General features: G+C 63.8%; 18 protein-coding genes and 1 pseudogene. 13 read left to right on the forward strand and 6 right to left on the reverse strand.

Annotated features, from left to right (window positions below; all coding sequences use genetic code 11):
* Positions 1 to 15 precede the first annotated feature (15 nt).
* Both istB and istA read right to left on the reverse strand, forming a co-directional pair.
* Entirely contained in the window at positions 16 to 774 is a 759-nt protein-coding gene (istB, locus tag GA0004734_RS03685) for an IS21-like element helper ATPase IstB (protein ID WP_092930036.1), read from the reverse strand.
* On the reverse strand, positions 771 to 2,267 hold the full coding sequence (gene istA / locus GA0004734_RS03690; protein ID WP_139056207.1) for an IS21 family transposase: 1,497 nt from the start codon (positions 2,265 to 2,267) through the stop codon (positions 771 to 773). Before istA ends, istB begins: the two co-directional genes overlap by 4 nt.
* A gap of 125 nt (positions 2,268 to 2,392) precedes the next feature.
* Here istA and GA0004734_RS03695 point away from each other — a divergent pair.
* From GA0004734_RS03695 to GA0004734_RS03720, 6 genes and pseudogenes are all read left to right on the forward strand, one after another.
* Positions 2,393 to 3,148, forward strand: a pseudogene (locus GA0004734_RS03695) (type II and III secretion system protein family protein); the annotation flags it as partial.
* 57 nt (positions 3,149 to 3,205) lie between these two features.
* Positions 3,206 to 3,907: a CpaD family pilus assembly protein gene (locus GA0004734_RS03700; RefSeq protein ID WP_092931278.1), complete on the forward strand. Its 702-nt coding sequence runs from the start codon at positions 3,206 to 3,208 to the stop codon at positions 3,905 to 3,907.
* Between the two features lie 27 nt (positions 3,908 to 3,934).
* Complete coding sequence (locus tag GA0004734_RS03705) at positions 3,935 to 5,224, forward strand: AAA family ATPase (RefSeq protein ID WP_092931280.1); 1,290 nt, start codon at positions 3,935 to 3,937, stop codon at positions 5,222 to 5,224.
* A gap of 45 nt (positions 5,225 to 5,269) precedes the next feature.
* Positions 5,270 to 6,730, forward strand: coding sequence for a CpaF family protein (locus tag GA0004734_RS03710; protein WP_092931282.1), 1,461 nt, complete (start codon positions 5,270 to 5,272; stop codon positions 6,728 to 6,730).
* Positions 6,731 to 6,734: 4 nt separating this feature from the next.
* Positions 6,735 to 7,745, forward strand: a complete 1,011-nt coding sequence (locus GA0004734_RS03715; RefSeq protein ID WP_092931284.1) for a type II secretion system F family protein — start codon at positions 6,735 to 6,737, stop codon at positions 7,743 to 7,745.
* Positions 7,746 to 7,757: 12 nt separating this feature from the next.
* A complete protein-coding gene (locus tag GA0004734_RS03720; RefSeq protein ID WP_092931286.1) occupies positions 7,758 to 8,726 on the forward strand; it encodes a type II secretion system F family protein in 969 nt (322 codons plus the stop codon).
* Between the two features lie 32 nt (positions 8,727 to 8,758).
* Here the strand turns inward: GA0004734_RS03720 and GA0004734_RS03725 are convergent, their stop codons facing one another.
* On the reverse strand, positions 8,759 to 9,625 hold the full coding sequence (locus GA0004734_RS03725) for a tetratricopeptide repeat protein (RefSeq protein ID WP_092931288.1): 867 nt from the start codon (positions 9,623 to 9,625) through the stop codon (positions 8,759 to 8,761).
* Between the two features lie 182 nt (positions 9,626 to 9,807).
* On the opposite strand from GA0004734_RS03725, the gene GA0004734_RS03730 reads away from it, so the two are divergent.
* Positions 9,808 to 11,226, forward strand: coding sequence for a leucyl aminopeptidase family protein (locus GA0004734_RS03730; protein ID WP_092931290.1), 1,419 nt, complete (start codon positions 9,808 to 9,810; stop codon positions 11,224 to 11,226).
* A 71-nt stretch (positions 11,227 to 11,297) separates the two neighbouring features.
* On the opposite strand, the gene dnaA is transcribed toward GA0004734_RS03730, so the two are convergent.
* Positions 11,298 to 12,746, reverse strand: a complete 1,449-nt coding sequence (gene dnaA / locus GA0004734_RS03735; RefSeq protein WP_245292332.1) for a chromosomal replication initiator protein DnaA — start codon at positions 12,744 to 12,746, stop codon at positions 11,298 to 11,300.
* Between the two features lie 190 nt (positions 12,747 to 12,936).
* On the opposite strand from dnaA, the gene GA0004734_RS03740 reads away from it, so the two are divergent.
* On the forward strand, positions 12,937 to 13,170 hold the full coding sequence (locus GA0004734_RS03740) for a hypothetical protein (RefSeq protein ID WP_139056227.1): 234 nt from the start codon (positions 12,937 to 12,939) through the stop codon (positions 13,168 to 13,170).
* A 693-nt stretch (positions 13,171 to 13,863) separates the two neighbouring features.
* Here GA0004734_RS03740 and rpsT read toward each other — a convergent pair.
* Both rpsT and mutM read right to left on the reverse strand, forming a co-directional pair.
* Positions 13,864 to 14,130 (reverse strand): 30S ribosomal protein S20, encoded by a 267-nt coding sequence (gene rpsT, locus GA0004734_RS03745; protein WP_092931296.1) that lies wholly within the window; start codon positions 14,128 to 14,130, stop codon positions 13,864 to 13,866.
* 201 nt (positions 14,131 to 14,331) lie between these two features.
* Entirely contained in the window at positions 14,332 to 15,228 is an 897-nt protein-coding gene (mutM, locus tag GA0004734_RS03750) for a bifunctional DNA-formamidopyrimidine glycosylase/DNA-(apurinic or apyrimidinic site) lyase (RefSeq protein WP_092931297.1), read from the reverse strand.
* Between the two features lie 251 nt (positions 15,229 to 15,479).
* Between mutM and ubiE the strand changes: the two genes are divergently transcribed.
* The 5 genes from ubiE (at position 15,480) to GA0004734_RS03775 (ending at position 21,906) form a co-directional block, all read left to right on the forward strand.
* The gene (gene ubiE / locus GA0004734_RS03755) at positions 15,480 to 16,256 is read left to right on the forward strand and encodes a bifunctional demethylmenaquinone methyltransferase/2-methoxy-6-polyprenyl-1,4-benzoquinol methylase UbiE (RefSeq protein WP_092931299.1); all 777 of its coding nucleotides are present in this window, start codon (positions 15,480 to 15,482) and stop codon (positions 16,254 to 16,256) included.
* A 52-nt stretch (positions 16,257 to 16,308) separates the two neighbouring features.
* On the forward strand, positions 16,309 to 17,883 hold the full coding sequence (ubiB, locus tag GA0004734_RS03760; RefSeq protein ID WP_092931300.1) for a 2-polyprenylphenol 6-hydroxylase: 1,575 nt from the start codon (positions 16,309 to 16,311) through the stop codon (positions 17,881 to 17,883).
* Positions 17,884 to 18,009: 126 nt separating this feature from the next.
* The gene (locus tag GA0004734_RS03765) at positions 18,010 to 19,272 is read left to right on the forward strand and encodes an efflux RND transporter periplasmic adaptor subunit (RefSeq protein WP_092931301.1); all 1,263 of its coding nucleotides are present in this window, start codon (positions 18,010 to 18,012) and stop codon (positions 19,270 to 19,272) included.
* 20 nt (positions 19,273 to 19,292) lie between these two features.
* Positions 19,293 to 21,239 carry a MacB family efflux pump subunit gene (locus GA0004734_RS03770; protein WP_092935878.1) on the forward strand — a complete coding sequence of 649 codons (1,947 nt, stop codon included), beginning with the start codon at positions 19,293 to 19,295 and terminating at the stop codon, positions 21,237 to 21,239.
* A 97-nt stretch (positions 21,240 to 21,336) separates the two neighbouring features.
* Positions 21,337 to 21,906, forward strand: a complete 570-nt coding sequence (locus GA0004734_RS03775) for a biliverdin-producing heme oxygenase (protein WP_092931303.1) — start codon at positions 21,337 to 21,339, stop codon at positions 21,904 to 21,906.
* The last annotated feature ends 33 nt before the right edge of the window (positions 21,907 to 21,939 follow it).

Consider the following 21,939-nt stretch of genomic DNA (forward strand, 5'->3'; position numbering starts at 1 on the left):
GATTTTCGAAGGGCGTCAGCCGGCCTTTCGGGCGCGGCTTTGGGCGAGACGATAGCTGTCGCCGTTCATCTCGAGGATGCTGACGTGATGGGTGATGCGGTCGAGCAAAGCGCCGGTCAGGCGCTCGGACCCCAAGGTTTCCGTCCATTCGTCAAAAGGAAGGTTGCTGGTGATCAGGGTCGCGCCTCGCTCGTATCGTTGCGAGATCAGCTCGAACAGCAATTCCGCGCCGGTCTTTGACAGCGGCACGAAGCCCAGTTCATCGATGATCAACAGCTGGTAGGCGGCCATCTGCTTCTGGAACCGGATGAGACGCCGCTCGTCGCGCGCCTCCATCATCTCGCTGACCAGTGCGGCCGCTGTCGTGAACCCAACGGACAGGCCCTTCTGGCAGGCGGCCAGGCCGAGGCCGAGCGCCACATGGGTCTTGCCCGTGCCGCTGGGGCCGAGAGCGATAACGTTCTCCCTGCGCTCGATCCATTCGCAGCGCGCCAGTTCCAGCACCTGCATCCTGTTCAGCTTTGGGATGGCGGCGAAGTCGAAACTGTCGAGGCTTTTGACGACCGGGAACCTGGCCGCCTTGATGCGACGCTCGACCTTGCGACGGTCCCGTTCGATCATCTCCCGCTCGGCAAGCCGGGTGAGGTATCCGACATGATCGACGCCTTCGGTGGCGCACAGCCGGGCCAGCTTCTGGTACTCGCGCTGGAAACTCGGCAGCTTCAGGGTTTTGAGATAATGGGTGAGAAGGATCTCGGGTGCTTGGGTGTTCATGCGACTTCTCCCGCATCCGACGACAGGAGACGCATATACGCCTTCGCCGATGTCGTCTCGACCGTCGCCCTCGGCAAATACGGGTAGATGGACAGGTCCAGTCTGGGCGGCCGGCGTTCCACCCGGCACAGGATCAGATGCTTGACGGCGTCAAAGCCAATGGCGCCAAGCTGGATCGCCTGCTTCACCGCCGCATGCAGATCGGCGAGTTCGAAGCTCTCCAGCAGGCGGAGGACCTGCACGTACTCACGCCGGCCGTGTTTGGCCATGCGGCCTTCCATCAACCGGCGCAGCGTAGCGAACTCTTGCGGCAAGTCCCAGCCCTGGAGGGGCGCTGCCTGATCCAGCGAATTGATCTTCTGCTCGATCAGCGGCAGGTAATGGACAGGATCGAAGACGACGTCTTCCCGTTCCCAGCACCGAGGATGGCGGGCGATGATCTCGCCACGGCCACCAATGACCACTTCGTTGACATAGCCGCGCACCCACACATCCTGATGGCCATAGGCGACCGGGACGGAATAGTCGTTGGTCTTGTAGCGCACCAGCGACTGCGCCGTCACCTTGGCACTTGCCTGGTCGCAGGCATCAAATGGCGAGGCTGGCAAGGCGCGCATGGCAGCCAGATCGCGCCGCAAGCGCTCGCCGATCGTCTCGCTCTCGCCGCGCAGCCTGTCGCGCTGGCGCTTCCGGCACTGCTCCTCCAGAAAGGTGTTGAACGCCTCCCATGTCGCAAACTGCGGGATCGGTACCATGAAGTTGCGCCGGGCATAGCCGACGAGACCCTCGACGTTCCCCTTGTCGTTGCCCTTGCCGGGACGGCCATAGCGATCCCGGATAAGGTAGTGGGACAGGAAGCCGCTGAACAACGTCGCGCGCTTGCGGGTGCCGTCAGGCAAAATCTTCGCCACCAGGCAACGGTCGTTGTCGTAGACGATCGATTGCGGCACGGCGCCGAAGAAAGCGAACGCATGGACATGGCCATCGACCCAGGCCTCGGCCACTGCCGCCGGATAGGCCCGCACGTAGCAGCCGTCGCTGTGCGGAAGGTCGAGCACGAAGAAATGCGCCTTCTGCTCGACACCGCCGATGACCACCATCGCCTCACCGAAATCGGCCTGCGCATGGCCGGGCGGATGCGACAGCGGCACGAACACTTCCTGGCGGCGCTGATCCCGCTCGCGCATGTAATCCTTGATGATCGTATAGCCGCCAGTGAACCCGCATTCGTCTCGAAGCCGGTCAAACACCCGCTTGGCCGTATGGCGCTGCTTGCGCGGCACTTGTCTGTCTTCGTCCAGCCAGTGATCGATCGTCGAGACAAACGCATCCAGCTTGGGCCGCCGGATCGGTGATTGTCGCTGATAGCCAGGTGGCGTCGAATAGGACAGCATCTTGGAAACGCTGTCGCGCGATATGTTGAAATGCTTTGCAGCCTGACGCCGGCTCATGCCTTCCGAGCAAGCCAGTCGAACCTTCAGATATAATTCCACGGTATAGATCCCCAGGCCCTCCTGCGCTCATTGCAGAAGAGAAATAGGTGGCCGACTTTTACGCCGCCCGAAGCGGGACAATCCCGCCGCTACCGTGGTCTAATTTTGCACCGCCGCTCTCACTGGCGACCGGCCAGATCGGCAGCGGAACCGTTTCATTTATGAGCTCCATCAATGCCATGGAGCAGGCCGGCGTCATGCGGACCCTCGCCGAACCAAGTCTAACGGCCATTTCCGGAAAGAGCGCAAAGTTTTTCGTCGGCGGGGAGTATCGTCTTCCTTCTGGTCAGACCGTGACAGAAGAGAAGGATGCGGTCACGGGACAAACGAAGCCGGTCCTCACACGCGAGGTCAAAGACGTCGAATATGGCGTCGAGTTGAACTTCAAGCCTGTTGTCCTCGGGCCAGGACGCATCGCGCTGGATATCGAAACGAACGTTTCCGAACCTACCTTCGAGGGCAGCGTCGTCAGCGGTAGCTTCGCGGGTATTCCCGGCCAGACCTACATGTCGATCCGCAAGCGCGAGGCCTCGACCAGTGTCGAGCTTCCCTCCGGCGGCTCGATCGTCATCGGCGGCCTCGTGCAGGACAACGTCCGCCAGGCCATCTCCGGCGTCCCGGGCCTTGCCAAAATCCCGATCTTCGGCACGCTCTTCCGCTCGCGCGACTTTCTGCGCAACGAAACCGAACTGGTCATCATCGCAACGCCCTATCTCGTGCGCCCCGTCGCCCGCAACCAGATCTCCCGGCCGGACGACAATTTCAACCCGTCCGCCGATCTTCCCGGCTTCTTCCTCGGCGAAGTCAATCGCATCTACGGCAACCGTGGCGCCCAGCCGGTCGGGCAATATCACGGCAATGTCGGCTTCATTTACAAATAGGCGGGGACGGACATGACATCACTGCGCGCGTTCCCCCATTCCGAAAGGCGTTCGGCCATGCCGTTCCCATCCCGTACCGGCTCATCCCGCATCATCCGTTTCGCCCTCGTCAGTCTCGGCATTGCGGCCAGTCTGGCGGCCTGCGCGAAGCGCGACGACCTGTCGACGGGCGCCATTCCTGATGACTACCGCACCCGGCATCCGATTGTCGTCGGCGAGAGCGAGCGGGCGATCGACATCCCCATCGCTTCCAGCGATCGCCGGCTTCCTGTCGGCACGCGCGAGGTCATCAAGGGTTTTGCCCAGACCTATCGCGGCTCGGCGAACGGCGTCGTCCAGATCATGCTGCCGAGCGGTTCGCGCAATGGCGCTGCGGTCGAGGCCGTGCGCCGCGATATCCGCGCGATCCTGGTGCAGACCGGCGTTCCGGCAAACCGGCTTCTCGAAACGCGCTACGACGCAGCCGGCAGCGGCGATGCGGCGCCCGTTCGCCTGAGCTTTACCGCGATCACGGCCTCGACCGGCCCTTGCGGATCCTGGCCGGAGGATCTCGTCAGCAACACGACGGAGAACCGCAACTGGAGCAATTTCGGCTGCGCCAGCCAGTCGAACCTTGCAGCCCAGATCGCCAATCCCACGGATCTGCTGGGTCCCCAGGCACAATCGCCGATCGATGCCGCGCGACGCGGACAGGTCATCGACGACTACAGGGGCATCAGTTCAAGCCCGGACACCACGATCTCCATCACGACCAACTGACGCAGCAGACGCGTCGCGGGGCACCACATGAGCGCCATTGATTACAAGATCGAGAGCCTGAGCGGCGAGGCGGCCGCACCGGCCGAAGTCGTCCTGCCGCAGGACATCGAGCACCTGCGTCCGCTGCCCCGCATCTCCATCCATGCCTTCTGCGAGACCGAGGCCGTGCAGCGCAGTCTGGAGCGCTGCGGGCAGGACCGGCGCATGGCAAAGGTCGGCTTCCGCATCAACAGCGGCAATGTGGCGACGGCCGCCAACATGTTCTCCACGATGCCGACGCCGAACCTCATCATTCTCGAAACATCCTCCGAGCCCGGCGTCCTCATGCAGGAACTCGCCCCGCTCGCGCAGGTCTGCGATCCCACCACCAAGGTCATCCTCATCGGCCGCTACAACGATATCGGTCTCTATCGCGAGCTGATCCGCAACGGCATCTCCGAATATATGGTGGCGCCCGTCGCCATGTCCGACCTGATGGGCGCGATTTCCTCGATCTTCGTCGATCCCGAGGCCGAACCGCTCGGTCGCAATATCGCCTTCATCGGCGCCAAGGGCGGTGTCGGCTCGTCCACGCTGGCGCACAATTGCGCCTGGGGGATTTCGCATCTCTTTGCGACCGAGACGGTGCTTGCCGATCTCGATCTGCCCTATGGCACGGCCAATATCAATTTCGACCAGGATCCGCCGCAGGGCGTGGCCGAAGCCGTCTTTTCGCCGGAACGTCTCGACGAGGTCTTCCTCGACCGGCTTCTGACGAAATGCTCCGAGCATCTCTCGCTGCTGGCCGCCCCCTCCATGCTCGACCGCGCCTATGATTTCGACGGAAACGCCTTTCAGGCACTCGCTGAAATCCTGCAGCGCAATGCCCCGGTCTCCATCCTCGACGTGCCGCATACGTGGAACGAGTGGACGCGCAACATCGTCGGCGAGGCGGACGAGCTCGTCATCACCGCCGTTCCCGACCTTGCCAATCTTCGCAACGCCAAGAACCTGTTCGACAGCATCCGCAAGCTGCGCCCGAACGACAAGGCGCCGCATCTCGTTCTCAACCAGGTCGGCATGCCGAAGCGCCCCGAGATTTCCGTCGCCGACTTCTGCGAGTCGCTGGAAATCGAGGCGGCGGCGATCATTCCCTTCGATGCCGCGCTCTTCGGCACGGCGGCAAACAGCGGGCGCATGATCGGCGAGACCGACAAGAAGGCCCCGACAGCCGAAATCTTTTCCCAGCTGGCGCATCTGCTGACGGGCCGGGTCACGGCCAAAAAGCCCAAGAAAGCGGGTCTCGGCATGGTGCTCGGCCTTCTCGGCCGCAACTGAGCCGGAGAAGGGACGCGACGATGAGACGGGATCAGGTAAACAGCCATGTTTGGTAAACGCGGAAACGACAGCACCGGCCGGATACCGAGCCCGCCCCCTGTCATGGCCTCGCCGGCCGTGGCAGTGATGGAGCGGCCCACGGCTCCTCTGATTGCAGAAAGCGCCCGCGATGCAGCCGCTCTCGTTCGCCAGCCGGCACCACCGGCAGCGCGCAAGCGCGCGCCCCGCACGGAAGACTATTACGACACCAAGGCGCAGGTCTTCTCGGCGCTGATCGATACGATCGACCTGTCGCAGCTCGCCAAGCTCGATGGGGAAAGCGCGCGCGAAGAGATCCGCGATATCGTCAACGATATCATCACGATCAAGAACTTTGCCATGTCGATCTCCGAGCAGGAGGAACTGCTCGAGGATATCTGCAACGACGTTCTCGGCTACGGGCCGCTGGAGCCGCTGCTGGCCCGCGACGACATCGCCGACATCATGGTCAACGGCGCCGGGCAGACTTTTATCGAAGTCGATGGCAAGACGATCGAGAGCGACGTCCGCTTCCGCGACAATGCCCAGCTCCTGTCGATCTGCCAGCGTATCGTGTCCCAGGTCGGCCGGCGCGTCGATGAAAGCTCGCCCATCTGCGACGCGCGCCTGCCGGACGGCTCGCGCGTCAACGTCATCGCGCCGCCGCTCGCCATCGATGGCGCGGCGCTGACGATCCGCAAGTTCAAGAAGGACAAGCTCAAGCTCGACCAGCTCGTGCGCTTCGGGGCGATCACGCCGGAAGGCGCCGTCCTGCTCCAGATCATCGGCCGGGTCCGCTGCAACGTCGTCATCTCCGGCGGAACGGGCTCGGGCAAGACGACGCTCCTCAATTGCCTGACCGCCTATATCGATGCCAACGAACGCGTCATCACCTGCGAAGACACCGCCGAACTCCAGCTGCAGCAGCCGCATGTCGTGCGTCTCGAAACCCGTCCGCCCAATATCGAGGGCGAAGGCGAGATCACCATGCGCGATCTCATCAAGAACTGCCTGCGCATGCGGCCCGAACGCATCATCGTCGGCGAAGTCCGCGGCGCCGAAGTGTTCGACCTCCTGCAGGCCATGAACACCGGCCATGACGGTTCCATGGGCACGATCCACGCCAACACGCCGCGCGAATGCCTCGCCCGCATGGAATCGATGATCGCCATGGGCGGCTACACGCTGCCGGCCAAGACCGTGCGCGAGATCATCTCGGGGTCGATCGACATCATCATTCAGGCCGCCCGCCTGCGCGACGGCTCGCGCCGCATCACCCACATCACCGAAGTGGTCGGCATGGAAGGCGACGTGATCATCACGCAGGACCTGATGCGCTACGAGATCGAGGGCGAGGACGCCGTCGGCAAGATCGTCGGCCGTCACAAGGGTTCGGGCATCGGCCGCCCGCATTTCTGGGATCGTGCCCGCTATTTCAACGAGGACAAGCGCCTCGCCGCCACGCTCGACACCCTGAACAAGGAGTAGGGCGATGTTCGGTCTCGATCCCTTGATCATCGCCATCGCCGTTCTCGCCGCCATCTCGACGGCGGGCCTCGGCTACGGCTTCCTGTTCTCGCGCATTCAGGATGAAAAGAATGCGAATGCCCGGTTTCGCAAGATCAAGGCCGCCGAGACGGACCGGGTCAACATCAAGGCCGCCCGCGACCGCATGAACGAGCTTTCCAAGCGCCGGAAATCGGTTCAGGACTCGCTGAAAGACCTGCAGAAGAAGCAGAAGGAAAAATCGGCGCGCGCCAAACCACCCATCAAGGTGCGCCTGACCCAGGCAGGCTTGTCGATGTCGATCACGCAGTTCTACGTCTTCAGCGGCATTCTCGGTTTCTTCGCGTTTCTCGTGGCGCTGGTTGTCGGTGGGTCGTTCCTGATCGCCTTGGGCATCATGATCTTCGCCTCGCTCGGTCTGCCGCGTTGGATCGTTGGCTTTCTGGTCAACCGGCGCTGCAAGAAGTTCATCGAGGAGTTTCCCAATTCGCTCGAGGTCATGGTGCGCTCCATCAAGTCGGGCCTGCCGCTCAGCGACGCGATCCGCCTCATCGCGACCGATGGGCAGGAACCGGTCAAGACCGAATTCCGCCGGGTCATCGATGCGCAGGGCGTCGGCATGACTGTGCCGGAGGCCTGCACGCGGATGATCCAGACGGTACCGCTGCAGGAGGTCAACTTCTTCTCGGTCGTCATCACCATCCAAGGGCAGGCCGGCGGCAATCTGTCGGAAGCTTTGAGCAACCTTGCCAAGGTGCTGCGCGAACGCCGCAAGATGAAGGCGAAGGTCCAGGCTCTGTCGATGGAAGCCAAGGCATCGGCCTGCATCATCGGTGCGCTGCCCTTCATCGTCACGCTTCTCGTCTACCTCAGTTCGCCCGACTACATCATGGTGCTGTTCACCGATCCGCGCGGGCATCTGATCATAGGGATTTCCGCCATCTGGATGAGCATGGGCATCTTCGTCATGCGGCAGATGATCAACTTCGATATGTAGGGATTTGGCGTCATGCTGGACTTGTTAACCCCGGCGACCGTCGTGGCGGTCCTCGTCTCCATCGCCGTCATGGCCACGATCTACACGCTGGCAGCCCCCTTCCTCGAAGGCGACAATCTGCAGAAGCGCATGAAGTCCGTCGCGTCCGAGCGCGAGCAGATCCGCGCGCGCGAACGGGCGCGGCTGAACAACGAGATCATCGGGCGCGCGTCGCTGCGGGCGAAGAACAACACCTCGGTGCTGCAGGTCGTCGAGCGGTTGAACCTGCGCAAGGCGCTGGTGGACGACAAGACCGTCAACCGGCTGAAGATGGCCGGCTACCGGTCGCAGAACGCGCTCAATATCTTCCTCTTCGCGCGCTTCGTGCTGCCGTTCATCTTCATCGCTCTGGCCGGTATCTATGTCTTCGGCATCGGCGCCTTTGCCGACAGGCCGGTTACGATGCGCCTTTTCGGCGTTATCGTGGCGGCCTATGTCGGCTTCTACCTGCCCAACATCATCATCAGAAATGCGATCGGCAAGCGGCAGTCCTCCATCCGCCGCGCCTGGCCCGATGCGTTGGACCTGCTGCTCATCTGCGTGGAATCCGGCATCTCCATGGAACTGGGTATGCGCCGGGTGGCCGACGAGATCGCCGGGCAGTCGCCGGCCCTTGCCGAGGAGATGGTCCTGACGACGGCCGAACTGTCCTTCTTGCCCGATCGCCGCATCGCGCTCGAAAATCTCGGCCTGCGAACCGGTATCGAGGACGTGAAGGCGGTGACGCAGGCGCTGATCCAGGCAGACCGCTACGGAACGCCGATCGCCCAGGCGCTGCGCGTTCTGGCGCAGGAAAGCCGCGACCAGCGCATGAACCAGGCCGAGAAGAAGGCTGCCGCCCTGCCGCCAAAATTGACCGTTCCGATGATCCTGTTCTTCCTGCCGGTCCTGATCGCCGTCATCCTCGGTCCCGCCGGCATTCAGGTTGCCGACCGCATGTAGGCGCGGGGCCTTTTGCGTCAGGGACGCTCAGCTCAGTTCGTTCCAGTGTCCGTCGCCTTGGCCGGCTTGCCATCCTTGGCGAGCTTCTGCCAGGCGTTCTGCTGCGACAGGATCGAGCGGAGATAGGCGACGTTCGCTTCGGCCTGCTGGGGGGAAAGCTCCTGGCGGGCGATGGCCTCGGCTTCGGCAAAGCGGCCCTGCAGGCCGATGGCGAGCGCCAGGTTCTGGCGGACGCCGCTGTCGGCGCCTGGTTGTTCGCTCGCCTTGCGCAGATAGGTCTCCGCGGTCTTCAGGTCCTTCGACAGGAGATAGGACATGCCGAGATTGGAAAGGACGGACGACTCGTTCGGCTGGATGTCCAGAGCCTCGCGGTAGCGCTGGCGGGCTTCCGGCGAACGGCCGAGCTGGTCGAGAATGGCGCCTTCCGCCGATTTCAGCTTCCAGTCCGGCCGGTCCGGCGTCTGCGCGCGGCCGACCGTCACGAGCGCTTGATCGAGCTGGCCGGCTGCTGCCTGCGACTTGCCGTAGGCGGCAAGCACCTCCCGGTCTGCCGGATACTGGATCGCCACCTGCTGCATCACGGCAAGGGCCTGATCGTTGCGTCCGGTCATGCGCAGCACATTGGCGTAGTTCAGGCCGACCGTGCGATCCTTAGGGTTCTTCTCATAGGCTTTCCCCAGGCTCTGCGCGGCGGCGTTCAGCTGCCCCGCATTCATGGAGGCTGCATTCAGGGAAGCCGAACCGGCCGAGGCGGTCGTCGGGATCGAGCCGGTGGTGAGCTCCTTGCGGGGTGAGGCGCAGCCGGCGAGAAGGCCTGAAATGAGGATCGCGGACAGGGACAGATGGACGGATGCGCGGAACGCGCGCCGCGGATGAGGCTGGTTACGTGGTGCCGCCATGGCAAAGCTCCCGGACAGAAGGGGAAAGCACCGGCACGCATCAACTTTCACGGCGCAAATCGTGTCATCATCAATAATCTGTTAACCCTAACAGAGTGTTAATCGCGCCATCCGCCCGACCCGCCCGAAGGGGCGCAAGACGGCCGGAAAGCCGCTGCCGTTCCTTGCCTTCAGGAGATCCCATGCCGCCCTTTTCCCTTGATCACCGTCCGTCACCCTTTACGCCGGGGGAGGGGTCGACGTCCCCGGGATCGCCCTTGCCGGTATATGCTCTGACGCCCAGTGATCTCCTGAAAGAGACGCTCGATCCCTTCCTGCGGAACTGGGCGCGACAGGCCGGCTTTACAGCCGAAAGCGGCGCGCTCCTCCTCGTCCCGTCCAGCCCCGGCGGCGCCGGTGCGACAGATGGGCTCGGCGGCGCCCTCTTCGGTCTCGGCACCCAGCCGCTCGATGCACCGTTCGCCACCGGCAAGCTCGCTCGCTCCCTGCCGCCTGGACCCTGGAAGATCATCACCGAGAGCCTGCCCGCCGAACAGGCGGCCCTCGGCTTTGCCCTCGGCGCCTACCGGTTCGACCGCTACAAGCCGAAAACGGACGAACGTCCGCTGCTCGATCTCGACGATGGCATCGACCGCGCCGCGCTCGAGCGCACGGTCGCCGGCATCACGCTCGCCCGCGACCTCATCAACACGCCCACCAACGATCTCGGGCCGGATGCGCTGGAAGCGGCCTTCCAGGCGCTCGGCAGGCATTACGGCGCGACGGTGACGACGATTCTCGGCGAGGACCTGCTCAAGCAGAATTTCCCGCTGATTCACACGGTCGGCCGGGCAGCCGAGCAGGCGCCCCGCCTTCTGGAGATGCGCTGGGGCTCGGGCGCAAAACGCATCACCCTCGTCGGCAAGGGCGTCTGCTTCGATACCGGCGGCCTCGACATCAAGCCGGCCGCCTCCATGCTGCTGATGAAGAAGGATATGGGCGGTGCCGCCAACGTCATGGGTCTCGCCTTGATGATCATGGATGCCGGCCTCGACGTCTCGCTGCGGGTGCTCGTACCGGTCGTCGAGAACTCCATAGCCGGCAATGCGTTCCGCCCGGGCGATATCTACCGGTCACGCAAGGGTTTGACCGTGCAGATCGACAATACGGATGCGGAAGGCCGGCTGATCCTCGCCGATGCGCTTGCCTATGCCAGCGAAAGCGAGAGTGATCTGCTGATCGACATGGCGACGCTCACCGGCGCTGCACGCGTCGCGCTCGGTCCCGACCTTCCGCCGTTCTTCACTGATGACGAGGTGCTGGCCGCCGATCTGGCACGCGCCAGCGTCGCGACGCATGACCCCTTGTGGCGGCTGCCGCTCTTCAAGGGATACGAGAAGGATGTCACGACGCGCATCGCCGACCTCACCAACGCTCCCTCCGGCGGCATGGCGGGCGCGATCACTGCCGCTTTGTTCCTCAAGCGCTTTGTCTCCGACCCGAGCGGCTGGGTTCATCTCGACGTCTATGGCTGGAACCCGAGCGAGCGCCCGCATGCACCGGTCGGCGGGGAGGCGCAATGCATCCGCGCGCTCTACGAGATCATCGCGCGGGGCCTCTGAAAGGCCTCTCCGGACAACGAGAAAAGGCGCCGGATCGCTCCGGCGCCTTGAAACTGGGCCGCAAAGGTGGCCTATTCGTTGATCAGACGCTTCAAAAGCTCGATCTCGTGGCTGAGCTTGGTATCGCCGGAGATCAGGTCCTCGATCTTGCGGACCGCGTGCAGCACCGTCGTGTGATCCCGCCCGCCAAAACGTCGGCCGATTTCCGGGAAGGAACGGGGGGTCAGCGTCTTGGCCAGATACATGGCGATCTGGCGCGGCTTGACGATGACGCGGGTGCGCCGGTTGGAGACCAGTTCCTGGCGCGAGACGTTGTAATGCTTGGCGACGACGCGCTGGATGTCCTCGATCCGCACCCGGCGCGGCTCGCCGGCATTGACGAGATGGCCGAGCAGTTCGTCGACGCGCTCGATCGAGAGCTGCGGCTCGAAGGACATGCGGAACAGGAGCTGGTTGAACGCGCCTTCCAGCTCGCGGCCGCTGGCCGTGATGCTGCGGGCGACATGGCTCAGGATATCGGCGGGAATGTTGAGCGAAGGGTCTTCCTCGCGCGCAACATCGAGACGCCGCTTGAGGATTTCCAGCCGCATTTCATAGTCGGGACCGTCCATCTCGATGGCGACGCCGCCCTGCAGGCGCGAGCGGACGCGCGGATCGAGAGATTCCAGCTCCCATGGCGCGCGATCGGCAGCCACGACGACCTGCTTGGCGCTATCGAGCAACATGTTGAGCAGATGGCAGAACTCGTGCTGGATCGACTTGCCCTGCAGGAACTGCATGTCGTCGATGACGAGCAGGTCGATATTGCGCAGCGTCTCCTTCAGCGACAGGGCGTCATTGTCGCGGATGGCGGTGGCAAAGCGCCACATGAAATATTCGGCCGTGAGATAGACGACGCGTGAGGCACGCGGGCTCTGGATCGCGGCGATGGCGATGGCCTGCAGAAGATGCGTCTTGCCGAGGCCGACGGAGGAGTGGATGAAAAGCGGATTGAACCGCACGGCGCCAGCCCCGGCTTCCGCGATCGTCTTGGCGGCAGCCAGCGCAACGCGGTTGGAAGAGCCCTCGACGAAGCTTGCAAAGCTGTAGCGCGGATCGAGCGGCGAGCCGAAGAGCGGCGTGGCGACGGGAAGCTTTGCCGCCGCCGGCAGGGCGGCCGTTGCCTGCTGCCCGATGCTTTGAACAGCACTCTTGCGAACAGATGAGACCGGCGCGGATGTTGCGGCGTCCCCGACGGTGACGTCGGCTTCGATCGGCGCACGGGTGCCGCGCATGGCGCTGCGCACCACGATCTCGACCTTGAGGATCTCGGCGTCTTCCTGCTGGAAGAGCGTGGTGATCTGGTCGAGGTAACGGTTGTTGATCCAGGATTTCAAGAAGGTGGTGGGCACGGAGAGGCGCACGACGCTCTTGGACATCGAATGCAGCTTCAGCCGGCCGAACCAGCTTGCAAAGACGTCAGGCCCGACCTGTGCCTTGAGAAGAGCGCTGACCCGATCGAAAAGTGCGCTCTGGGTCATGATGGCCTGCTCTCCTGTCGTCTGTTCGATTTGCCCGCTCTTGATCGGCCGAGCATGTTCGCCGCCAGCGAATGTGCGCCCCGAGGTCACCGAATTTCCAAGCATGTGCCGCCTTCCAATGTCTGTCCCGATGCCGGCTATCGTCGCCGGCAGTCTTATTGTCGCCCGGCGCTTGCCGCCGGGATTTTTCGTGTCGGATCTGCCGCTGAACCGCGGCATCACCATGGTCTCGTTCGAACGGCCGGGACCCTCGTTTCCCGCTCGCTCCGGTCCCCCGTCAAACCCGTCCGGCATCGGCCTGTTCGACCTTGCGCCATCCGAGTCCCCGCTTGCCGTGGGACCGTTCCAGCGTGCCGCATGTCGTTTCCGCCATACAAGCATCGCCGCCGTCTCGACGGATGTGATCTTTCCTCGCGACCGATGAAGGTTCGAGGCATCTCGCATCCGTTCTTCCCTCCGGCGCATTCGCCGGGCTTGATCTCCCATCACGGCTCTCGCCGCCGACCGACGACCCGTCGGGGCCGTCCGAGGTTCAATATCGCCCTCAACCTAAAGATGCAGTTTCTCGTTCCCGTACGGCGAACCGGACAGGGTGAGGCAAGCTTTCAGCTGATGGAAAATTGTGATGTCCACCCCAGTTCAAGACGTGTGGAGGCTGAACGGACCCTTGTCAGGACCTGCTGCCGACATCGAAAACTCGCTGTCCCACGTCTCTTGCTGAAAGCATTTAGGCAGGATCATGACCCAAGATCAATCGCCATTTTTACGGCCCGCGAGGCCTTGCCCGTTGACTCTCAGGCAGCGTTTTGCAACTGCCCGAAGCCGCCTTTTGAGAATCGCAGTCGAATCAAAGGCTTTGTTTTTGAGGGGTCCAAAGCCGCCTCGAAAAGCAAGAAAAATAAAAAATCGCTTGACTCAGATTCCCTCTGAAGGCCCCGTCTTATATGAGGCCGTTCTGTCACAAACTTTCGCAAGCCGTTGTTAATATGGGGAATATCTGGTCACACGCATGACATGAAGTCGTCACGGGGCTCGATTGGCCGGAAAAGCCGGCGTACGAATCGAAATGGCCCGGTCGATGACCGGGCCGCTCTCTCAGCAGATGAAACGATGAAGCTTAAGCCGACAGTGCGTTGACGCGGCTGGCCAGGCGCGAGACCTTGCGCGATGCCGTATTGGCATGCACGACGCCCTTGCTGGCAGCGCGCATCAGTTCGGGCTGTGCAACGCGCAGGGCTTCCTGGGCAACGGTCTGGTCGCCGGACGCGATGGCTTCTTCGACCTTGCGGAGGAAGTTGCGAACGCGCGAGCGGCGCGACTTGTTGATCTCGGTGCGACGGGCGATCTTGCGGGTCGCTTTTTTCGCCGAAGTTGTATTGGCCATGGGTTTCTCTCTTCAGATTCTGACAAGCACCTCCGCCTCGCCGTGTCGGGTCACTGCGACCTGTCATCCAAGCTCTTCGGAGGCAATAGCGAGAAACCTGCAACGTGGCTTCCCAAACTGTGGGCGCCGTATAGACGCAAACGCCCATTTCGTCAACGCGCTATTTCAAGCGGCATCGACAGCGGATATGCAAGGTTGCCGCTACACCTGACACGAAGCGCAGTGGAATGTCGAGCGTCCCGCCTGCGGGATCCGCGCGATGATGCCGCCGCAGCCCGGTCGTGCACAGGGTTTGCCTTCGCGGTCGTAGACGGCGAAGGTGTGCTGGAAGTAGCCGAGCGAGCCGTCCGTCTGGATATGGTCGCGCAGCGACGACCCACCGGCCGCGATCGCATCGGCGATGACGGCCCGTATCGCCTCCGTCAGCACGACCAGCGGCGCGCGCGGCCGCCCTTTGGCGTCCACCAGCTTTCCCGAGGCTTTCAGCGGCGACAGTCGCGCCCGCCAGAGCGCCTCGCAGACATAGATATTGCCGAGCCCGGCGATGACCCTCTGGTCGAGCAGCGTCGATTTCAACGGCTGCGCCTTGCCGGCAAAGCGCGCGGCGAGATAGGCGGCATCGAGCCGGTTGCCGGTCGGCTCCTCGCCGAGCTGCCGGAAGAAGGCATGGGCCGCCAACGTCTCGCGCGGTCCGATATCCATGAAGCCGAACCGGCGCGGATCGTTGTAGATCACCTGCACCGGCCCTTTGTCCGCCAGAAGATGAAGGACGACATGGTCGTGCCGCTCGTCCTTGCCCCTGATATGATGAAAGTCGCCCGGCGTGTCGGCGTCCCCGGCCGCCGCCTCCACCACGCGGAACGAGCCGGACATGCCGAGATGGGCGATGACGACGTCGTCATTGTCGAGTTCGATCAGAAGATATTTCGCGCGGCGCGACAGAGCGAGAATCCGCCGGTTCTCGATGCGGCGCGCGAAATCGGGCGGGAACGGAAAGCGCAGGTCCGCCCGGCGCACCTCCGCACGGGTGATCAGCGCACCCTCCATCACGGGCGCAAGGCCGCGACGGACCGTTTCGACCTCGGGCAGTTCGGGCATGGAACGTCCTTTTCCTCGGCGTGCCTCTCGGGAGCTTTTTCCAAGAGATAGCGTCGCCGGAGCGGATTCGCTATGGTTCGGCAAGATCCTGTTCTGGCAAGATCGGTGTTCTTGCAGGCGCTGTGGTCTGGCGGGATGGGCGCAAACGTCCTATGTGCCGGTTATCGTGATTTTGCCTGCATCTTGGTTTTGGCCTGTATCCGGGCTTTGGCCTGCATCCCGGCTTTAGGAATGGACGAGAGGTTGACGGTATGACGGACGAACGGGTTTCCGCCGAGGGCGGCATGGAGACGTCCTACGGTTTTCGCCGCGTGAACGAGGGCGAGAAGCAGGGCCTCGTCAACGACGTGTTCCACAAGGTCGCCAAGCGCTACGACATCATGAACGACGTGATGTCGATGGGCCTGCACCGGGCCTGGAAGGATGCGATGGTGGCCGCGCTCCACCCCCGCCGCAGCGCCGATTACAAGGTCCTCGACGTCGCCGGCGGCACGGGCGACATCGCCTTCCGCATCGTCGAGGCGTCGGACCGGCTGGCGCGGGCGACCGTGCTCGATATCAATGGCTCCATGCTCGGCGTCGGTGCCGAGCGTGCCCGCAGGAAGGGCCTGTCCGACAATCTCGAATTCATCGAGGCGAACGCGGAAAGCCTGCCGTTCGAGGATGGTCGTTTCGATGCGTATACGATCGCTTTCGGCATTCGCAACGTGCCGCGCATCGATGTCGCTCTGTCGGAAGCCTATCGCGTGCTGAAGCGCGGCGGCCGGCTGCTGGTGCTCGAATTCTCCGATGTCGAGATGCCGCTGCTCGACAAGGTCTATGACGCCTGGTCGTTCAACGCCATTCCGCGCTTCGGCAAGATGATAACCGGCGAGGCCGAACCCTATCAGTATCTGGTCGAATCCATCCGCAAGTTCCCGGACCAGAAGGATTTCGCCCGCATGATCGAGAAGGCCGGTTTCTCGCGCGTTACCTACACCAATTATACCGGCGGCATCGCGGCGCTGCATTCCGGATGGAAGATCTGAAACGCATGATCAGCCTCCTGTTCCCGCCGTGCCATGAGAGCGCCCGGCACCGATGAGCACGCCCGCCACTTACCTCCGCATCGTCAGGATCGGCTGGGTCCTCGTCCGCGAGGGCGTCGTTACGGCGATCCCGCCAGAGAACCTGCCGCCTTTCGCAAGGTTCGCCCAGAAGGTCGCAGGCCTTGTGGAGCGGCGTCGCGCCCAGTTCGAAGAGCGCAGCGACCGCCTGGCGCGGGCCATCGGCCGGCTCGGGCCGTCCTATGTCAAGATCGGGCAGTTCCTCGCCACTCGCCCGGACGTGGTGGGCGCGGAATTCGCCGCCGACCTCGCTTTTCTCCAGGATCGCATGTCGACTTTTCCGGTCACGGAGGCCTATGCCGCCGTCGAGGGGTCTCTCGGCCGGTCGGTCGCGGATCTCTACAGCCGCATCGAGGATCCGATCGCCGCCGCCTCCATCGCGCAGGTCCATCCGGGCTGGGTGATGCGCGACGGGCGGGAGGAAAAGGTCGCGATCAAGGTGATCCGGCCCGGCATCCGCCAGCGCTTCGCCCATGATCTCGAGGCCATGTACCTCGTCGCCCGCCTGCAGGAGCGCTTCCTGCCGCACACGCGGCGCCTGCGCCCGGTGGAGGTGACGAAGACGCTGGAGCAGACAACCAAGGTAGAGATGGACCTGCGGCTCGAAGCCGCAGCCTTGTCCGAAATCGCCGAGAACACGGCCAATGACGAAGGCTTTCGCGTGCCTCGCGTCGATTGGGAGCGCACGGGCCGCGACGTCGTCACCATGGAGTGGATCGACGGCACCCGCATGGCCGATGTCGAGGCCCTGCGCGCCGCCGGCCACGACCTCAACAAGCTGGCGGAAACGCTGATCCAGTCCTTCCTGCGCCACACGCTCCGGGATGGCTTCTTCCACGCCGACATGCATCAGGGCAATCTGCTGGTCGACCGGCAAGGCATGATCGTCGCCGTCGATTTCGGCATCGTCGGGCGGCTCGGCAAGAAGGAGCGGCGGTTTCTTGCCGAAATCCTCTTCGGCTTCATCACCCGCGACTATCGCCGCGTGGCGGACGTGCATTTCGAGGCGGGCTATGTGCCGTCGCATCACGATGTCGCGAGCTTCGCCCAGGCGATCCGCGCCATCGGCGAGCCGATCCACGGCCAGCCGGCCGAAACGATCTCCATGGCCAAGCTCCTGACGCTTCTCTTCGAGGTCACCGAACTCTTCGACATGGAAACGCGCCCCGAGCTGGTGATGCTCCAGAAGACGATGGTCGTCGTCGAGGGCGTGTCCCGCTCGCTCAACCCGCGCTTCAACATGTGGAAGGCTTCCGAACCCGTCGTCGGCGCCTGGATTCGCGACAATCTCGGCCCGAAACGCGTGGTGACCGACCTCAAGGACGGCCTGCATGCCGCTTTGCGCCTTGCGGAAGCCGCACCCGAGATCGTTGCCAAGACCGAACGCTTCTCGCGCGATCTGACCGAAATGGCCGAACACGGCCTGAAGTTCGATGCGCAGACAGCCGAGGCCATCGGTCGTGCCGAAGCGCGCCACACCCGCTCCGGCCGCGTCGCCCTCTGGGTGATCGCCGCGTTGCTCGCGATCATCGTCATCAAGATCCTCTGATCAGGGGCGATGTCCGGACAGGCGGGAAAACGCCGACATGACAGAGATGTAATCCGGCTCGACTTCATTTCACCGCAGTGAGAGCTTAACTGGAGAGTGAAGAAACCTTCCAGAGGACCGGCCTGAATGGCGGAAGCCTATCCCAAGATCGTTGAGCCCCGCGCGCCCGAAAGCCTGCCACAGGGCCAGCCGGAAAAGACAGCGAAGGCAAAGCCGCGTCGTCGCAAGGGCCGCGTGTTTCTGCTCGCAGGCCTTCTCGCGATCCTCGGCATTGGTGGCTGGTACGGGTGGAAGACCTATAACGCGGCCGGCGTCACGCAGGCCGTGGTGACCGAAGCCGTCGTGCGCGGCGATATCGAAAACAGCGTCACGGCGTCCGGGCTCCTCAGCCCCATCCGCGATGTGGATGTCGGCGCGCAGGTGTCGGGCCAGCTGAAAAGCCTGAAGGTCGATGTCGGCGACATGGTCACGCAGGGCCAGCTGATCGCCGAGATCGACAGCGCCTCCATCGAGACGCAGATCGAGATCGCCGAGGCCGAGCTTGCCAATCTCGATGCCCAGATGATCGACAAGAAGGCGCAGGTGGTGCTCGGCGCCGCCAATCTCACCCGCCAGCGCAGTCTCGTCGCCGGTAACAGCGCCGCCCAGTCCGCCCTTGACGAGGCGGTCGCAGCCCTTGCCACGGCCGAGGCCAATGTCGCCGCGCTCGAAGCGCAGGTGCGCAAGCAGCAGGCGACGCTCAAGGATGCCCGCATCAGCCTTGGCTATACCAAAATCTATGCGCCGCTCGCCGGCACCATCGTCGAGGTCGTCGCCAAGGAAGGCCAGACGCTGAACGCCAACCAGTCGGCGCCCACCATTGTCACGGTGGCGGATCTCGACACGATGACGGTCGAGGCCGAGGTCTCGGAAGCCGATATCGGCAAGCTCTCCATCGGCATGAAGGCCTATTTCACGCTGCTCGGCCAGCCGGGCGAGCGCTATGCCGGCACGCTCCGGCAGATCAAGCCGACACCTTCGACCGAGAACAATGTCGTTCTCTACTACGCGCTGTTCGACGTGCCCAACCCAGAACGCCGACTGATGATGAACATGACGGCGCAGGTTTTCTTCGTTCAGTCGCAGGCAAGCGACGTGCTGACCATCCCGGTCGCAGCCCTTCGCATGCGCGACGGCGGCAAGCGGGCCGAAGTGGCGGTCGTTACGGGCGATGGCCGACAGGAGATGCGCACGGTCGAGCCCGGCATCCGCAATAGGGTCCGCGTGGAGATCCGCAGCGGCCTGTCCGAAGGCGACAAGGTCGTGGTCGGCTCCGACACGGACGGTCGTGCCTCCAATGCCCAGCGCGCCTCCACCCGGACACGCGGCGGCCCGCCGGCGATGTTCTGAGGGCGCTTATGACCGTTGCCGTGACGCCCCTCATCTCGCTCAGGAACATCCGCAAGACCTTCATGACCGGCGACGTGCCGGTGGATGCCCTGCGCGGCGTCTCGCTCGACATCGCGCCGGGCGAATTCGTTGCCATCGTCGGCCAGTCCGGCTCCGGCAAGTCGACGCTGATGAACATTCTCGGCTGCCTCGACCAGCCGACCGGCGGCGCCTATCATCTGGATGGCGAGGACGTCGCGGGTTTTAATGCCGACCAGCTGGCCGAGCGCCGCCGCCAGATGTTCGGCTTCGTGTTCCAGAGCTACAATCTCGTGGCCACCTCCACGGCCCGCGAGAATGTCGAGATTCCCGCGATCTATGCCGGCGTCTCGGCGAAATTGCGCGAGGCGCGTTCGCGCGAGCTTCTGGAGGCCCTGCGGCTCGGCGACCGCATGGACCATCTGCCGAGCCAGCTTTCGGGCGGCCAGCAGCAGCGCGTCTCCATCGCCCGCGCCCTCATGAACGGCGGCCAGATCATTCTGGCCGACGAGCCGACGGGCGCGCTCGACAGCCAGAGCGGCAAGGACGTGATGGCGACGCTGCGGCGCATGAACGAGGACGGTCACACCGTCATCATCATCACCCATGCGCCGGATCTCGCCGAATCGGCCGACCGCGTCATCGAGATCCGTGACGGGCTGATCGTCGCGGACCGCCTGCCGCGCCGCATCACCCGGCCGGTTCGCCCCGCGCCGCGCGTCTTTGCGACGCAGGCCGGCAAGGCGGCCTTGTTTTCCGATGTGGCCGAAGCCGTGCGCATGTCGTTCCGGGCGCTCCGGGCGAATTTCTTCCGCACCGTGCTGACGCTTCTCGGCATCGTCATCGGCGTCAGTTCCGTCGTCGCCATGCTCGCCATCGGCACTGGCGCGCAGGATCAGGTGCTCAGCCGCATCGCCGCCATGGGCTCGGACCTGCTTGTCGTCCGGCCGAACATGGCGAACTTCCGCGGCGGGGAGGGCGGCAGCATCGTTTCGCTCGTGCCGGCGGATGCGGACGCGATCCTCGAACTGCCGAACATCTCCTTCGCCGTGCCGGAAATGTCGAGTTCGCTCACCGTGCGCGCCGGCAATCTGGATACACAGACGACGGTCAACGGCACGGTGCCGCAATTTCCCGAGGCCAAGACGTGGGGCCTTGCCGAAGGCGCCTTCATCGCGCCGGCCGACATGCAGAGTTATGCCGCCGTCGCCGTGCTCGGCAAGACGGTCGCCGATACGCTCTTTCCGGACGGCGCCGATCCGCTCGGTCAGTACATCCTCATCAAGAACATCCCCTTCCAGGTCATCGGCATCATGGCTGCCAAGGGCGCGACCGCCGGCGGAAACGATCAGGACGATACGGTGCTCGTACCGCTCTCGACCGGCAATCTGCGCCTCTTCGGGGTGCGCAACGTGCGCTCCATCACCGTGCAGGTGAAGGACGACAGCGCCATCAACATCACGCAGGACCAGATCCAGGCGCTGCTCGACGAGCGCCACCAGCGGCAGGATACCCAGATCGCCAACCTCGCCGCCATCCGCGAGACCTTCACCGAGACGTCGAATATTCTGAAGGTGTTTCTCGGCTCCATCGCGGCGATCTCGCTGCTGGTGGGCGGCATCGGCGTCATGAACATCATGCTGGTCAGCGTGACCGAGCGAACGCGCGAGATCGGCATCCGCATGGCGACGGGGGCACGAGGACGCGATATCCTCACCCAGTTCATCGTCGAGGCGCTGGTGGTCTCGGCGCTGGGCGGCCTCATCGGCGTCGGTCTCGGCCTGTCGATCGGGGCCATCGCGCAGGCTTTCGGCGTGCCTGTCAGCTTCTCCGCCGGGCCGGTCCTGCTGGCCTTCGCCAGCGCCTTCGTCACCGGTCTTGTGTTTGGCTACCTCCCGGCGCATAACGCGTCGCGCCTTCAGCCGGCCGTCGCTCTCTCGGCGCCGTAGGCGGCTTCTCAGAAAAATTCCGCCAGAATGGAACCGAACCGCGTTCCGATACTTACTCCGTGTCTGACCTCTTTTGTTGAATTTCCGGAACTCCTCTATGCACGACCGGTCGCGCCGAGCCTTCCTCCGCGAGAGCACTGCTGACGCCCATGCGGCGCTTGATGACATGATCGGCGCCTTCGACAGCCTATCTTCCTACAAGATCTATCTGCGTGGAATGAGCGCCTTTCGTATTCCCGTGGAAACGATGCTCGCCGGGCGGACCTGGCCAGACGATCTCTCCTGCTGGTCGGAACAGGCTTTTGGCGCGCTCATCCGGGCCGACCTTGCCGACCTTGGCATGCCCGCCGACGAGACGGTGCCGATGTCCACGGTCATGCCCGCGCTCGGTGCTGCACGGGAAGAGATGCTCGGCATGCTCTATGTTCTCGAAGGCTCGGCACTCGGCGCACGGCTTCTTTATCGCCGTGCCCAGGCGCTGGGGCTGCGGTCGGACTTCGGTGCACGGCATCTTGCGGCTCAGGCGGAAAAGAGCGACCGTTGGTCGCGCTTCCTGCATCTCCTGGAATCGGCCGACGCCATCGAGATCGATCGCGTCGCAAGCGCATCCAGAGCCACGTTCACGGTCGCGGAAACGGCCTTCCGGAGAGCTTCTCATGCTGAATGACCTCGCGACCGTCCAGAGCACGCTTCCGGCGAG

Source organism: Rhizobium sp. 9140 (assembly GCF_900067135.1).
Taxonomy (GTDB): Bacteria; Pseudomonadota; Alphaproteobacteria; order Rhizobiales; family Rhizobiaceae; genus Ferranicluibacter.